The sequence below is a fragment of the Kribbella sp. CA-294648 genome, assembly GCF_050943845.1.
GTDB lineage: Bacteria > Actinomycetota > Actinomycetes > Propionibacteriales > Kribbellaceae > Kribbella.
In genome coordinates this window covers 824,438-836,921 of sequence record NZ_CP191981.1, presented here as the reverse complement: position 1 = coordinate 836,921, position 12,484 = coordinate 824,438, and the positions used below count along the sequence as shown (strand labels likewise).

At 69.0% G+C, this 12,484-nt stretch carries 10 protein-coding genes; 7 read left to right on the top strand and 3 right to left on the bottom strand.

Annotation, left to right across the window (positions count from 1 at the left end; translation table 11 throughout):
• Positions 1-26: 26 nt before the first annotated feature.
• Positions 27-791 carry a hypothetical protein gene (locus tag ACQPYM_RS04005; protein WP_433014935.1) on the bottom strand — a complete coding sequence of 255 codons (765 nt, stop codon included), beginning with the start codon at positions 789-791 and terminating at the stop codon, positions 27-29.
• 134 nt (positions 792-925) lie between these two features.
• Here ACQPYM_RS04005 and ACQPYM_RS04000 point away from each other — a divergent pair, with 134 nt between their 5' ends.
• Positions 926-4,171: a BTAD domain-containing putative transcriptional regulator gene (locus tag ACQPYM_RS04000; protein WP_433014932.1), complete on the top strand. Its 3,246-nt coding sequence runs from the start codon at positions 926-928 to the stop codon at positions 4,169-4,171.
• A gap of 18 nt (positions 4,172-4,189) precedes the next feature.
• Here the strand turns inward: ACQPYM_RS04000 and ACQPYM_RS03995 are convergent, their stop codons facing one another.
• Together ACQPYM_RS03995 and ACQPYM_RS03990 are read right to left on the bottom strand one after the other, a co-directional pair.
• Entirely contained in the window at positions 4,190-4,618 is a 429-nt protein-coding gene (locus ACQPYM_RS03995) for a MerR family transcriptional regulator (protein ID WP_433014929.1), read from the bottom strand.
• A gap of 32 nt (positions 4,619-4,650) precedes the next feature.
• Positions 4,651-5,703: an aminotransferase class V-fold PLP-dependent enzyme gene (locus ACQPYM_RS03990; RefSeq protein WP_433014926.1), complete on the bottom strand. Its 1,053-nt coding sequence runs from the start codon at positions 5,701-5,703 to the stop codon at positions 4,651-4,653.
• Positions 5,704-5,822: 119 nt separating this feature from the next.
• Here ACQPYM_RS03990 and ACQPYM_RS03985 point away from each other — a divergent pair, with 119 nt between their 5' ends.
• The 6 genes from ACQPYM_RS03985 (at position 5,823) to ACQPYM_RS03960 (ending at position 12,456) form a co-directional block, all read left to right on the top strand.
• Entirely contained in the window at positions 5,823-6,872 is a 1,050-nt protein-coding gene (locus ACQPYM_RS03985) for an aldo/keto reductase (protein ID WP_433014923.1), read from the top strand.
• A gap of 228 nt (positions 6,873-7,100) precedes the next feature.
• Positions 7,101-8,099: a LacI family DNA-binding transcriptional regulator gene (locus ACQPYM_RS03980; protein WP_433023181.1), complete on the top strand. Its 999-nt coding sequence runs from the start codon at positions 7,101-7,103 to the stop codon at positions 8,097-8,099.
• Positions 8,100-8,292: 193 nt separating this feature from the next.
• Complete coding sequence (locus tag ACQPYM_RS03975; protein WP_433014920.1) at positions 8,293-9,594, top strand: extracellular solute-binding protein; 1,302 nt, start codon at positions 8,293-8,295, stop codon at positions 9,592-9,594.
• Positions 9,595-9,611: 17 nt separating this feature from the next.
• Positions 9,612-10,562 (top strand): carbohydrate ABC transporter permease, encoded by a 951-nt coding sequence (locus ACQPYM_RS03970; protein WP_433014916.1) that lies wholly within the window; start codon positions 9,612-9,614, stop codon positions 10,560-10,562.
• Positions 10,559-11,452 (top strand): carbohydrate ABC transporter permease, encoded by an 894-nt coding sequence (locus tag ACQPYM_RS03965; RefSeq protein WP_433014913.1) that lies wholly within the window; start codon positions 10,559-10,561, stop codon positions 11,450-11,452. The genes ACQPYM_RS03970 and ACQPYM_RS03965 overlap by 4 nt, the downstream gene beginning before the upstream one ends.
• On the top strand, positions 11,449-12,456 hold the full coding sequence (locus tag ACQPYM_RS03960; protein WP_433014910.1) for an arabinan endo-1,5-alpha-L-arabinosidase: 1,008 nt from the start codon (positions 11,449-11,451) through the stop codon (positions 12,454-12,456). Before ACQPYM_RS03965 ends, ACQPYM_RS03960 begins: the two co-directional genes overlap by 4 nt.
• Positions 12,457-12,484 lie beyond the last annotated feature (28 nt).

Below are 12,484 nucleotides of genomic sequence, written 5' to 3'. Positions count from 1 at the left end.
GGGTACCTCCAGGAAATTGCGGTGGGTTACTTCTCGAAGAGTCGGGCCGCGAACCAGTCGAGGCGTGGGCGCCAGCCGTGGTTGCGTAAGACGGTGAACACCGGGACCTTGGCGTCGGCAGGCTTGATCGTGACGGCCCCTTCCCACGACGTACGGGTTCCGCCCTGGCCGGTCACCCGGACCTGCCCGTCGGCTCCTTCGACGAAAGTCGCCGACCTCGAACCGGACGTCTTGCCCTTCCGCCAGGTCCAGTCGCTATCGGCCATCGCCCCCAGCGGTCCGGCCGCTCCGCGGAAGGATGCCTGGCCGGAGTACTCGACGAACCTGTACTGCGCCGTGGCCGGATCGAGGTCGACCTCCATGCGCCAGGCGTAAGCCTTCGAACCACGGACGAAGAGCATCTGCCAGCGCATCTCCGCAATCCGCCACCGCACGTCGACACGAACGCCATCGGCGGTCCGCGTGGCCGCGATCCGGTAGGGCAGGCCGTCGCTGTTCATCCCGACCAGCGCGCCGACCACCTCGTCTACCGACGCCGGAGCATCGGTGCCGCGCACCGGGCCGTCCGGTACGTCGGCCCGCTCCCGTCCGGCCAGGGCTCGCTGCCCACGCAGCACTGTCATGAGACCACGCGCCATGACGGCGAGGCCGGCCACAACGACGAGTGCGATCCCCAGCGCCACCCGGCCGGTGAGAAACGCAAGCACTCCGCCGACGAACAGCACGCTGCCCAGAACAAAGACGACCCGGCGGCTGATCACCGCCACCCGCCGATACGCAACTTCGTTCATGATCAACCGTTCCTTCAGAATCCGGCCGCGACGAGGACCGGGACCGGGGGTGAGTATTACGACTCGCCACCAACGCGGCTCTGCCCGTACTCCGCCCGTACCTGGTGCTACTCCGAGTCCGTAAGCTGCTGGCCGTGCCCGGACAGGAGCAGGAGGACGCGTCCGGCACCGGGCGTTCCCAGCAGCCCGGCCACTTCGGTGAGGTGCTGCGGACGCTTCGCCAGGACGCCGGAGTGACGCAGCGGGAGCTCGCGGGCCGGGCCGGTCTCAGTGCGGGGGCGATCCGGGACCTGGAGCAGGGCAGGACCAGAAGCCCGAAGCGGGACTCGATCGAGGCCATCGCCGCCGCCTTGAAGCTGAGTAGTCAAGCTTCCGGGACACTGCACGCCGCGGCCAAGGCCCAGCGGTCCGCCACCGCTTCGAGCTCGGTAGCAGCCGAAGCCCTGCACATCGGAGTCCTCGGCCCGCTCGAGGTCCGGTACGGCGACGTCGAGGTGCCCGTCAACTCGGGTCCGCAACGCACCTTGCTGGCCCGGCTCGCCTTTGCTGCGGGTACGACGGTCAGCCAGGACGAACTCATCGATCTCCTCTGGCCGCGCGGCGCACCCCGAAACGTGGTGAATCTGCTGCACACCCGGGTCGCCAGGCTGCGACGACTGCTGGAGGCCGGCAGTCCGGCCAGCCCGGTGGTCGTCGGCGGGGGCACCGGCTACCGGCTGGTGGTGGGCTCGGGCAACCTCGACCTCCTGAAGTTCCGCGATCTGACGGCCCGAGCCACGCGCGCCGACCCGGAGGTCGCATTGGCCGAGCTCTCGGAGGCCGTGGCGCTGTGGCGCGGCGACACAGATGTGGAGTCGATGTCCGCCAACCCGCTGTATATAGCGGTCTCCAACGAGTACACGGCCGCCGTCCGGGCCTTCGCCAGGCTGGCGCGTGACCTCGGCGAGCCCGGACAGGCTTTGAAAGCCTTGCGGAACCTCACCACGCGGTACGAACTGGACGAGCCGCTGCATGTCGAGCTGATCCAGACCCTGGCTGCGGCCGACCGGCAGGCCGAGGCCCTCGCGGCGTACGACCGGATCCGGTCCGCGCTCGCCGACCAGCTCGGCATCGACCCTGGCGACCGGCTCCGTGCGGTTCACCTCGAGGTACTCCGCCGGCAGAGCGGGTCGCCAGGGCAGCCGACGGAGCGAGTGCTCGTCCAGCAAGCTCCGTCCGCACCGCCGGACTTCGTCGGCCGCGCGGACGAGCTGACCATGATCAGCGCGACGCTCGGCCGGCCAGGCGCGCTTTCCTCCCGGGTCGTCCTGATCAACGGCATCGCGGGGGTCGGCAAGACCGCCTTGGCCCTGACCGCCGCGCACCACCTCCGCGCCGAGTATCCGGACGGACAGCTCTACGCCGACCTGCGGGGCAGCGACGCCACGACACCTGCACCGATCCAGGTGCTCGGCCGCTTTCTCCGAGCGCTCGGAGTACCTGGCCAGCGAATCGGCACCGACGAGACCGAGGCCGCCGCCCTGCTCCGCAGCGAGCTCGCCGACCGACGGATGCTGGTAGTACTCGACAACGCACAGGACACGGCCCAGGTAGGACCGCTACTGCCGGGAGCCGGCCGCAGCGACGTGATCGTGACCAGCCGACGCCGACTGCCGGACCTGGCCGCCGCCGGCGTCGTGAACCTCGAGCCTCTCCCCTCCGACGACGCGATCCTGCTGATCGCCTCCACCGCGAGAACGCATCGGCTCGACGCCGACCCCGCAGCGGTGAGCGCGCTCGCCGAGGCGTGCGCCCGGCTCCCGCTCGCACTGCGCATCGCCGGCGCACGGCTCGCCACTCGGCGGGAGTGGACAGTCGCCGACCTGGCCCGCCGGCTGGAAGACGGCAACCGGCGGCTCACCGAGCTGAGCCTTGGCGAGTCCAGCGTGCTGAACAGCTTCGAACTCAGCTACGCCGATCTGAGCGCCGACGCCCAGCGCGCCTTCCGGCTGTGCAGCCTGCACCCCGGCGACGACTTCAGTGCCGACAGCACAGGGATTCTGCTCGGGATGCCGACGGCCGCGGCCGATCGAGTCCTGGAAGACCTCCTCGAGGCGAACATGCTGCTGCAGCACACCAAGAACCGCTACCGGTTCCACGATCTGCTCGGCCTCTACTCCCGTCGACTTCTCGCGGAAGACTCCGACGGTGACGCCGCCCGGACCCGGCTCTACTCCTGGTACGCCGAGGCGGTGACGGCCGCGATGAACTGGGCCGGTCCACACCTCGTACGGCTCGGCTCCCATCCCGAACCGGCCAGATTCTTCGGCTCGGAGACCGACGCTCTCGACTGGCTTGACGACCAACTCCCCGCTTTGCTGGCGGTCGTGCGGGAAACGGCGCAGGCCGGCGACCGGTCGTTGGCCTGGCGAATCGCCGACCAACTCCGGGGATACTTCCTTGTTCGCAGGGATGCCGACGGTTGGCTGCCGGCGGCACAGGCCGGGCTGGCCGCTGCCACCGCGGCCGGTGACGACACCGCGCGGGCCGCGATGCTGATCAACCGCAGCCAGGCATTGGGAGCGGTCGGCCAGGAAGAAGATGCACTGTCCGACGGTCTCGCCGGCCATGCTCTCGCGATGGCCATCGGCTGGACCACAGCAGCTGCCTACCTGGCTCACATGGTCGGATGGCTTCAGCTGGAGCGTGGCAGCCTCAGCGACGCTGAGCTGTGGATGCGCCGCGTCCTGCAGCTCACCGAAGACGATCAGCACGGCCATGTTCGGTCGCTCGCGCTCAACAGTCTCGGGATGACGCGCCTGTACCAGGGTGAGCTGCGGGAGGCTGCCGACCTGTTCGAGTCAGCGCTGCGGATCAACGAGACCGGCCAGGACGCACCGGCGCTCGCCACCCGCGGCAACCTGGCGAGTGCCCTGCGGCAGTTGGGCGCGGCCGACCAGGCGGCCGACTTGCTGAGCGACGTACTGGCTGGCTACCAGCGCCGCTCGCACCTTCGCGGCGAAGTGTCCACGCTGGACGAGTGGTCCCGGTTGTACAGCCAGCGCGGAGACGGGGCGGCCGCGCTGGCGTCAGCGCTGCGGGCTCACCAGCTCGCGGTCGTCGTCCGCGACCGAAAGGCCCTGGCCCAGACCGCGGCGACCGTGGCAGCGGCACACCTCACGCTTGGCGATGCCGCCGCTGCGATCGGATGGATCGAGGACTGCCTCACGATCGCCCGTGGCGCTTACCCGTACATCGAGGCCGAGGCGCTGATCGCCTTGGCGACCGCGCGACGCGCTACCGGCGACACGACGGCCGCGGCCAACGCTGCCGAGCGGGCTGCGTCCATCGCCCGGTCCTGCGGATTCCGCCTCCTCGAGGCCCAGGCCACCGCCCGGTAAAACTCCGCACGCCGACTGTCAGACCGCCTCGTCCTGCGAGACCGTGGACGGCGTGACCCACAGGCAGTCGGCGGTGCCGCGTTCGAGGTGTTCGGTGTAGATGTCAACCTTGTAGGTGATCACCCGGAGGCACTCGGTGAGTTCCGCGAGCTGTGCGACCACGGCCTCCTGGTGGCTCTTCAGCAACGCGAGTCGCTCCTGCTCGTTGCCCGCGCCCTGCTTCACCAGATCCGTGTACCGGCGGATGGTGTCCAGCGGCATCCCCGACGAGCGGAACTTGATGCACATGTCCAGCCAGTCGACGTCGTCCTCGCTGTACACGCGGCGCCCGTTGGACTCCCGGCGTACCGGGTCGGCGAGGATGCCCTCGCGCTCGTAGAAACGCAGCGCGTGCACGCTCAACCCGGTCCGCTCGGCAACCTGCCCGATGCTCAATCCCTCAGCCATGCCGCCACCCTAACCAGCGACTAGAGTCAACTCTAGGTTTTTACCAGCCCGTCCAGGGCCTCCAGCGCGAGCTGTACGTCGGCCCGCGTCGAGTACACGTGGAACGAAACCCGCAGATTCCCACCCCGTACCGCGGCCCGGATCCCCGCCGCCGCGAAGGCCTCGTCCGCACCGGGGATCGCCGCACTGACGATCGCCGAGTTGCCGGCGGGAAGCCCGATCCCGGCGCGGAACTCGTTGGCCAGCGCGAGGTTGTGCCGGTGGATCGTCTCGACGCCGATCTGCTCGATCAGCTCCAGCGCCGGCGCAGCACCGACGTAGCAGAACCAGGCCGGCGACTGGTCGAACCGGCGGGCGTCGTCGGCCAGCTGCATCTTCGGTGCGTAGTACGAGCCGCCGACGTCGCGACCCGCGTACCAGCCCGCGTGAAGTGGCCGGCAGCGCTCCTGCAGCCGGGGCGAGAGGTAGCCGAACGTCGCGCCCCGCGGCGACATCATCCACTTGTACCCGTGCGCGACCAGCGCGTCGACCCAGGACACGTCGAGCGGCAACCACCCGACCGCCTGGCTGGCGTCGATCACCAGCAGCGCATCGATCTCCTTGCAGGCGGCAACAACCTGGGCCAGGTCGAGCACGGTGCCGGTCAAGGACTGGACCGCACTGACGGCCACCAGATCGATGCCAGGCCGGATCGCGTCCAGAAACTGATCGGTGCTGACGGCAACCACTTCGACTCCGCGATCGGCGTGCACCGCCCAGGGATAGACGTTCGAGGTGAACTCGATGTCGTCCACCAGCACCCGCGCACCGTCGGGCAACGAAGCAGCGATCGGCGCGACGGCCGCCGACACCGTGCTGCCGACGAACACATCGGCAGAGTCAGCACCGACCAGCCGTGCAAACGACTCCCGCGCCCGAGTGGTCGACCTGTCCCACGGCTCCCAACTGGTCGCACCCACCTGCCAGTCACGCAACGCCGCCTGCAACGCCTCCCACCCAGGCCGCGGCGGCAACCCGTACGACGCCGTGTTCAGCCACCCCGGCCGCGGATCCCACAGGTCCGAGAAATCTGCCACAGCCGTCATCCGCGCACTCCTCGCCTCGGTAGCGTCGGACCAGGGTAGTTCGCGGGCGGGCTTGACCTAGACAGCGCTCTAGCTCCTAGGTTCAGGCGCACCACGACCTGAATCTAGGAGCAAACCCCATGCGCTACCGCACACTCGGTGGGACCGGTATCGAGGTGAGCGTGCACTGCCTCGGCACGATGATGTTCGGCGCGGTCGGCAATCCCGATCACGCCGACTGCGCCCGGATCCTGCAGGCCGCCCTGGACGCCGGGATCAACTTCGTCGACACCGCCGACATGTACTCCCGGGGCGAGTCCGAGGAGATCGTCGGCAAGGCGCTCCAGGGACGCCGCGAGGACGTCGTACTGGCGACCAAGGTGCACTTCCCGATGGGTGAAGGGCCCAACCGCGGTGGCAACTCGCGGCGGTGGATCACCCATGAGGTCGAGCAGAGCCTGCGGCGGCTCGGTACCGACTGGATCGACCTGTACCAGGTGCACCGGCCGGACCCGTCCACCGACATCGAGGAGACCCTGTCGGTGCTGACCGACCTGGTCAGCCAGGGCAAGATCCGCGCCTTCGGCTGCTCGACCTTCCCGGCCGAGGAGATCGTCGAGGCGTACCACGTCGCCGAGCGCCGCGGCTACGGCAAGTTCCGCACCGAGCAGCCGCCGTACTCGTTGCTTGCCCGCGGCATCGAGCGGTCGTTGCTGCCGACAACTCAGCGGCTCAACATGGGTGTACTGACCTGGAGCCCGCTCGCGTCCGGCTTCCTGTCCGGCAAGGTACGACGCGACCAACCGGTCGACCTCACCACCGGCCGGGCGGCCCTGACGCCGTTCCGGTTCGACCCGGCGATCCCTTCCAACGCGGCGAAGTTCGACGCGCTGGAAGCGCTGATCGAGGTTGCCGAGAGCATCGGTTGCTCCCTGCCCGAACTGGCCCTCGCGTTCGTGGTCTCGCACCCGGCGGTTACCTCCGTCATCAGCGGACCGCGCACGATGGACCACCTGGAGGGCCTGCTGAAGGGCGCCGCCCTCGTCCTCGACGACGAGACCCTCGACCGCATCGACGCGATCGTCCCGCCCGGCACCGACCTCTACCAGGCCGACGGCGCCTGGCAACCCGTCTCCCTCACCAACCCCGCCACCCGCCGCCGTCCCCTCACCGACCGCGCAGCCGCGTAGCCCTTCTCGCGCCCCTCCCCGTCCCCATTTCGGCGGTCAACGCCCCGCCTTGTGGGTTGCCACCCCGTACTCCGGGGTGGCAACCCACCATCTCGGCGGCCGACCGCCGAAATGGGTCGCGTTGGCGAACGAGGTCGCCGGACCTGGAACGGCAGTGAGATCTTGACTGGGTGCAGTGGTCTACCGTGAGGGTCGGAAATCCGGCGAGAGGGGTGACGCGGGTTGGCTGTGACGATGCGGGATGTCGCCCGGCACGCCGGCGTGTCACCGAAGACGGTTTCGAACGTGCTGAGCGGCTACCCCTACATCCGGGAGTCCACCCGGCTGCGGGTGCTCGCCTCGGTCGATGCCCTCGGCTACCAGCTGAACCTGTCCGCCCGGAACCTCAAGTCGGGTCGCACCGGCATCATCGGCCTGGCCGTCCCGGGACTCAGGATCACGTACTTCGCCGAGCTCGCCGACGCCGTCATCCAGGCCGCCGACCAGCACGGCCTGACGGTGATGATCGAGCAGACCGGCGCCGTCCGGGAGCGCGAACTCGCCGCGCTCGCCCGCCCCCGCGGCCACCTCGTCGACGGCCTGCTGTTCAGCCCGCTCGGGCTCGGCCACACCGACGCCGAGCAACTCCGCATCTCGACCCCGATGGTGCTGCTCGGCGAGCGGATCTTCCACGGCCCGGTGGACCACGTGATGATCGACAACGTCGCGGGCACCCGGGCGGCCGCGCAGCACCTGCTCGAGCTCGGCCGTCGGCGGATCGCGGTCCTCGGCACGCATCCCGGCGAACTGGTCGGCACGGCGGCGATCCGGCACGGCGCCTTCGCCGACGCCCTCGAGGAAGCCGGCGTGCAACCCATCCCGGAGCTGGCCATGCCGGCCGATCCGTGGCACCGGGCCAACGGCGCCGAGGCGATGGAGCAACTGCTCGCCTCGGGACAGAAGTTCGATGCCGTCCTCGGCCTGAACGACACACTCGCCCTGGGCGCGATCCGGGTGCTGACCAAGCACGGGATCCGGATCCCCGACGACGTCGCGGTGGCCGGTTTCGACGACATCGACGAGGCCAGCTTCAGCAGCCCCACCCTGACCACGGTCGACCCCGGCCGGAGCCAGATCGCCCGCACCGCCGTCGACCTGCTGGTCGCCCGGATGAACGGCGACACCTCCGCCCATCAGGAAATCACCTCCCCGTTCGAGCTCCACCCGCGCGAGTCCACCCTCGGCTGAGCACCCGGTCAGCGGGTTCCGGCGATTTTTTGTTAGCGCTATCAGCCGAAGTCTTGACGGTCCGGAAGGTGCCGGGCATCATCCTTCTACACCGATGTAGAAACCTGCACCGGAGCTCCTGACCAGGGAGCCGGTGCGGCATTTCAGCCTGCCCCCGCACCCGTGCTCCACCCCCGCCAGGAGGACACGCGAGATGACTCCCCCCACCCCCAGCCGGCGCTCCCTGCTGACCGGCGCGCTCGGCCTCGCCGGCGGCCTCGCGCTGTCCGGCACGCTCTCCGGTTGCGGCGCTCTCACCCCCGACGAGGCCAGGGTCCGCCAGTGGAACCTGTTCGGCGGCGGCGACGGCGCCCGGCTGCTCCAGATCCACGAGAAGTTCGCCGCCGAGCACCCCGCGATCGCGTTCGAGGCCCACACCCTGGCCTGGGGCGCGCCGTTCTACACCAAGCTCGCGATGTCCGCCGCCGGCGGCCGGGCTCCCGAGATCGCGACCCTGCACCTGTCCCGGCTGAAGGGATTCAGCCCGACGACGATGCTCGACCCGATCCCGCTCGACCTGCTGAACAAGGCCGGGATCACCGAGCAGGACTTCCTGCCCGAGACCTGGCAGCGCTGCATCGTGGACGGCCGCCTGTACGCCGTACCGCTGGATCTGCATCCCTTCGTCATGTACTACAACACCGAGATCTGCCAGAAAGCCGGGTTGCTCGGGCCGGACGGCAAGATCAAACAGATCAAGGGCGTCGACGGATTCGTCGAGGCGCTCAAGGCCGTGAAGGACACCACCGGCAAGCTGGGCGCGTCCGTCGACACGGTCGGACCGTGGCGGTTGTGGTGGACCCTGTACGGCCAGCTCGACGGCCCGTTCCTGGACGAGTCCGGGACGAAACTGGTGATCGACGACGCCAAGGCCCTGGAAGCCCTTCAGTACCTGGCGAAACTGGCCGCGGACGGCCTGATTCCCAAGTCCGCGAACTACCCCGCCTCGGTCGCCCTGTTCAGCAGCGGGGACGCGGGGCTGGCCTTCAACGGCGAGTGGGAGGTGACCACCTTCCAGACCGCCAAGCTGCCGTTCAGCATGGCGCCGTTCCCGCTCGTGTACGACAAGCCCGCCGCGGCCGGTGACGCGCACACGTTCGTCCTGCCGCACCAGACCGGCCGGCGCGCGGCCGACACCGAGGCCACGATCGAGTACATCGCCTGGATGCTGAAGAACAGCGCCGACTGGGCCGCCGGCGGGCACATTCCCGCCTACCAGCCGGTGGTGAGCAGCCCGGAGTACCTGAACCTCAAACCGCAGGCGGAGTACCGGTCGGTCGCGCCGGACGTGTTCTTCGACCCGGACGCCTGGTTCGCCGGCTCCGGCGCGCAACTGCAGAGCGAAGCCGCCGCCGCTTTCGCCGGCATCTTCAACGGACGGTCGGCGCCGCGGCAGGCGCTCGACCAGTTCAAGACAGCCGTCCAGAAGCTTCTCGACACCCCCTCCCCCGTCTAGGCCTCCGGGAGCCCGCCATGGCAGTGAACACTCCCACCCGCCGTGACCCGGTCACGCCGGCCACCCCACCACCGCCCGACCCGCGACCCGGTCCACCGCTGTCCGAACGCTGGGGCGGTCTGCTCTTCGTCGCGCCGTTCATGGTGCTGTTCGCGTTCTTCCTCCTCTGGCCGACCTTCTCCGGTCTGTGGAACAGCTTCTTCAACACCAGCCTGGCCGGGGTGCAGAGCGAGTTCCTCGGTCTGCAGAACTGGCGGGAGATGTTCGGCGATCCCGCGGTCTGGGACTCGCTGGGCAACACGCTGATCTTCACTGCGATGAGTACGCCGCCGCTGGTCCTGATCGCCCTGGTGATGGCGTTGCTGGCCAACCGCAGCGGCCTGCTCGGCTGGATCCTGCGGTTCTCGTACTTCGCTCCGTTCGTGCTGCCGGCCACCGTCGTCACGCTGATCTGGGTGTGGATCTACCAGCCCGGCTTCGGCCTGGTGAACGGGCTGCTGACCGCCGGCGGTTTCGCCGAGATCGACTGGCTGAACTCGGAGAACCGGGCGATGCTGGCGGTGGTGATCACCACGGTCTGGTGGACCGTGGGGTTCAACTTCCTGCTCTACCTGGCCGCCCTGCAAGGGATTCCGAACCAGGTCTACGAGGCGGCCGCGATCGACGGGGCGAACGGCCGGCAGAAGCTGTTCCGGATCACGCTGCCGCTGCTGAACCGGACCACCGGGCTGATCGTGGTCCTCCAGCTGGTCGCGTCGCTGAAGATCTTCGACCAGATCTACCTGATGACGACCGGCGGACCGAACTTCTCCACCCGGCCGATCATCCAGTACATCTACGAGAGCGGGTTCACCAGTTACCGGATCGGCTACGCCTCCGCCGTCTCGTACATGTTCTTCGTGGTGATCGTGCTGGTCTCGGTCGCCCAGTTCAAGTTGTTCTCCGGACGAAAAGAGGTCGGCCAGTGAGTACCGTCGCCGGCACCGCCCCGCGTTCCACCCGGACGATGTCCAGCACCCCGAGCGGCCCTGTCCAGCCGCGCTTCACCTTCGCCAAAGTGGCCATCGTCGTCGGCGGCGTCCTGCTGGCGATCGTCTGGCTCGTCCCGCTGATCTGGGCCATCGACACCTCGCTGAAACCCGAGGCGGAGACCACCCGGATCCCGATCACCTGGTGGCCGACCGACTCGACCACCGACGCCTACCGCAGCGTTCTCGACCAGGGGTCGATCCTGCGCTGGTTCCTGAACAGCACCATCGTGGCGGTGCTGGTGACCGCGTTGACGCTGATCGTCTCGGTCCTGGCCGCCTACGGCTTCTCCCGTACTACGTTCCCGGGCCGCCGCGTGCTCTTCGGCCTGCTGATCGCCGGCATCCTGGTGCCGCCGCAGGTGCTGATCGTGCCGCTGTTCCAGGAGATGACCGCCCTCGGTCTGGTCGACACCTACTGGGGCGTGGTGCTGCCACAGGTGGTGGCGCCGGTGATGGTGTTCGTCCTGAAGAAGTTCTTCGACGGCGTCTCCCGCGACTACGAGGACGCCGCCCGGGTCGACGGCGCCAGCCGGTGGCGGATCGTCTGGTCGGTGATGGTGCCGATGTCCCGCCCGATCATGGTTGCCGTCGGCATCTTCACGTTCATCGGCGCCTGGAACAACTTCCTCTGGCCGTTCATCGTCACCACCGACCCGTCGATGATGACGATCCCGGTCGGCCTCGCCAACGTCCAGGGCTCCTACGGCCTGCGCTACGCCCAGATCATGGCCTCCGCCGTCCTCGGCGGACTCCCGCTGCTGGTCGTCTACGCCCTCTTCCAGCGCCACGTCATCCGCGGCGTCGGCGACGCAGGGATCAAGGGATGAGGCGCCTCGCGGCACTGGCCGCCGCCACCCTGCTCCTGCTGACCGGTACGGCGTACGCCGGACCGTCCCGCGTACCGGCGCCGGTTCGCGCCGATCCCGGCGCACCGGTGTTGAGTGGTGACCTTCGGACGCATGATCCGGCGTTGATCCGGGACGGTCGCGACTGGTACGTGTTCTCTACCGGTGACCCCGCCGTCGCGGGTGGCGCGGTGCAGGTGCGCCGCTCCACGGACGGCAAGCACTGGACCTCCGCGGGGACCGTCTTCAACTCCATCCCGGCCTGGTTGCGCACCGAAGTACCGGGAGTCTCGAACCTGTGGGCTCCCGAAATCATCAAGCACGCCGGCACCTTCTATCTCTACTACTCCGCGTCGACCTTCGGCTCCAACCGGTCGGCGATCGCGCTGGCGACCAACACGACGCTCAACCCCAGCGACCCGGCGTACCGGTGGGTCGATCGAGGGCTGGTACACCGATCGGTGTCCACTGACGACTACAACGCGATCGATCCCGGTGTCGTGACGGATCACAAAGGCGTGCCCTGGATGTCGCTCGGCTCGTTCTGGAGCGGGATCAGGATGATCCGGTTGCAGTGGCCGTCCGGGCTGGCCGCGCCCGGCCAAGGCGCGCCGTTGCGACTGGCCGGCGGCCGGCCCTCCCCGAACGCGATCGAGGCGCCGTACGTCGTTCGCCGCGGCTCCTGGTACTACCTGTTCGTCTCGTTCGACTTCTGCTGCCGTGGATCCGACAGCACCTACAAGATCGCGGTCGGCCGCTCCCGCTCCGTTTCCGGCCCGTACGTCGACCGGCTCGGTAAGCCGATGCTGCAAGGCGGCGGCACCGTGATCCTGTCCGGCTCCGGCTCGATGGCCGGTCCTGGTGGCCAGTCGGTGTACGGCGACTGGCTGGCTCACCACTACTACGACACCCAGGCCGGCGGTGACTTCAGACTCGGCCTCCGCCGGATCACCTGGGGTGCCGACGGCTGGCCACGCGTCACCTGATCCGCCCTGCTTTTCCATGCCCAAACCC

Excerpts from the sequence above, each read along its gene's own strand:
- ACQPYM_RS03975 (WP_433014920.1), top strand. The coding sequence starts at position 8,293 with ATGACTCCCCCCACCCCCAGCCGGCGCTCCCTGCTGACCGGCGCGCTC.
- ACQPYM_RS03990 (WP_433014926.1), bottom strand. The coding sequence starts at position 5,703 with ATGACGGCTGTGGCAGATTTCTCGGACCTGTGGGATCCGCGGCCGGGG.
- ACQPYM_RS03995 (WP_433014929.1), bottom strand. The coding sequence starts at position 4,618 with ATGGCTGAGGGATTGAGCATCGGGCAGGTTGCCGAGCGGACCGGGTTG.
- ACQPYM_RS03985 (WP_433014923.1), top strand. The coding sequence starts at position 5,823 with ATGCGCTACCGCACACTCGGTGGGACCGGTATCGAGGTGAGCGTGCAC.
- ACQPYM_RS03960 (WP_433014910.1), top strand. The coding sequence starts at position 11,449 with ATGAGGCGCCTCGCGGCACTGGCCGCCGCCACCCTGCTCCTGCTGACC.
- ACQPYM_RS04005 (WP_433014935.1), bottom strand. The coding sequence starts at position 791 with ATGAACGAAGTTGCGTATCGGCGGGTGGCGGTGATCAGCCGCCGGGTC.
- ACQPYM_RS03970 (WP_433014916.1), top strand. The coding sequence starts at position 9,612 with ATGGCAGTGAACACTCCCACCCGCCGTGACCCGGTCACGCCGGCCACC.